Here is a 1,757-nt window from a genome sequence, read left to right on the forward strand (position 1 = left end):
TAGCGCCGATGGTAGTTGGGACCTTGTCCCTGTGAGAGTAGGACGTCGCCAAGCAACTTTAAGACAAGTCAGAATGACTTGTCTTTTTTGTGTTTTGTAAAATAAACTTGTAATTAATGTAAGCTCTATGAGTAAGTTTATCTAGCAAGAAACAACTTTATTTTATTAGAATTTCACATTTAAGTAGCATACCTTCAGAAAAATATGACTAAGCTTTAAAGTCTATTTGCTAACAAGAATATATATACGAAGTATTACCCTCTGGAGCCTACTCACACCCTCTTTTATTTCTGCAGTTGTTAAATGTCCATACCCTATAATAATTCGATTGTAATGTTTTCCTTTTTCAATGGCGTGATCTTCCACAGGATATACTTTCACTCCGAGTTGTTGGATTTTCTCAAGTAATTCTTTTGTGAATTGAACTTGATTGAATTCAACAATCAGATGTAATACTGTAAAATAACCGAAAATATTGATTGTATTTGAGAATGTTGATTTTAATTGCTGGATAAGGAAGTCTCTTCGATTTTTATAGATTTTTTTCATCTTCATAATATGCCGTTCCAAATAATCTTCAGCAATAAATTTAGAAAGGATAAGCTGATTTAAAGAAGGTGTATGTAAAACGGAATGAACATATAAAAGCATATGTTCAACAATCCAATGAACTCTATACGTTATTGTTACAAGCTGCGAAACGCTTTGTCACCGGAGAAACGAGACATGAGGGGATTGGGACGGCAAAAGAACTAATTACAAAAGGTTATCATACTTCACTAGAATACATAGGGGAAAATACTCTTGATATAGAGGGATGTTATAAAGCAAAAAATGAGTTTTTGAATCTTATTGGGGACATAGGTACTCTATCTATGAAACAAACAGTATCACTTGATTTATCTCATATTGGATTGTCTATAGATCCAGAAATATCTTATATTCATTTAATGGAGTTGGCAGAGAAGGCGAAAGTACATGGAACTACCCTTATGATAAGTATGGAAGAATCATCTAAAGCAGCGGACATTCTTTCCATTTATAAAAAGGTAACTGAGCAATATCATAATGTAGGGATAACAATACAGGCACATTTATACCGCTCAAACAATGATATTCAAGAACTCCTTCATTATCCAGGAAAAATAAGAGTTGTAAAAGGTGCCTATCAAGAAGTTCCGGATATTGCTATGCCTAGATCAACTGATTTAAATCAACAGTATCTTCAAATTGTAGAAAAACTAGCTGAAAACCATCACCCTGTATCTATAGCTACACATGATGAAATTCTTATTAAAGAGATGGAGCAACGTCAATATTTTAGTCACCCTAATGTAGAAATAGAAATGTTATATGGAATTCGTCCGGATATGTTAAGAGATTTGAAAAACAAAGGACATAACGCTAGAGTATATTTGACTCGTGGAAAATAACGGTATTTATATTTATGTCATCGGATAGCCGAACATCCAGAAAATCTATATTATGCAGTGACAGATATGATACATTCACCTTTACCAGAGTAGAGAATATTGAATAGACATTTAATACTAAATGTAAAAATGATGTTGGTTGTTGCCTAAAAATAAGAGCCGGATTTTTCTTAGAATAGAAATTCCGGCCCATTTCATATTGAAATTTTTTTAGTATATATTTGCGTTAAAGGCGGACAGCACCTCTGTAGGTATTGAGGGGATTATGATTTATAATTGTGCAGCCGTCGTATACCTTGTTGTAGAATTGTTTTTTTTTTTTTT

2 pseudogenes are annotated in these 1,757 nt (G+C 32.9%); one reads left to right on the forward strand and one right to left on the reverse strand.

Annotated elements, in window-relative coordinates:
- Window positions 1-222: 222 nt before the first annotated feature.
- Window positions 223-699: pseudogene (locus ACLBXA_RS29275) on the reverse strand (PLP-dependent aminotransferase family protein); the annotation flags it as partial.
- Here ACLBXA_RS29275 and ACLBXA_RS29280 point away from each other — a divergent pair.
- A pseudogene (locus ACLBXA_RS29280) lies at window positions 618-1,526 on the forward strand (proline dehydrogenase family protein). The pseudogenes ACLBXA_RS29275 and ACLBXA_RS29280 overlap by 82 nt on opposite strands.
- The last annotated feature ends 231 nt before the right edge of the window (window positions 1,527-1,757 follow it).

The organism is Bacillus sp. D48C (genome assembly GCF_053345735.1).